We start from the raw sequence: 270 nt of genomic DNA, 5'->3' as shown, positions 1-270 counted from the left end.
AGATCGCGGTCGACGAGTTCCACGACGACGTCACCGACGCGATCGAGACGCTCAAACGGGGCGACGCGGCCGACGCCACGCCCACGCTCGCGTTCGCCAGCTACGACGACCTCATGGCGACGCTGACGCCGCGCGTCCTCGATCTCATCGAAGCGATCCGCCGGGAGGAGCCGGAGAGCATCAACGAGACCGCACGTGTCGTCGATCGGGACGTGAAGAACGTTCACGAGGAACTCAGCCGGCTCGCCCGGTTGGGAATCATCTTCTTCG

The 270-nt window shown here is 65.6% G+C and carries 1 pseudogene; it reads left to right on the top strand.

The annotated features are described in order from the left end of the window. A pseudogene (locus tag EXE44_RS16745) lies at positions 1-270 on the top strand (hypothetical protein); the annotation flags it as partial.

Origin of the sequence: Halorubrum sp. SS7 (genome assembly GCF_005435055.1) — an archaeon.
Taxonomy (GTDB): domain Archaea; phylum Halobacteriota; class Halobacteria; order Halobacteriales; family Haloferacaceae; genus Halorubrum; species Halorubrum salinarum.
This window is presented reverse-complemented; position numbering and strand designations above follow the sequence as displayed.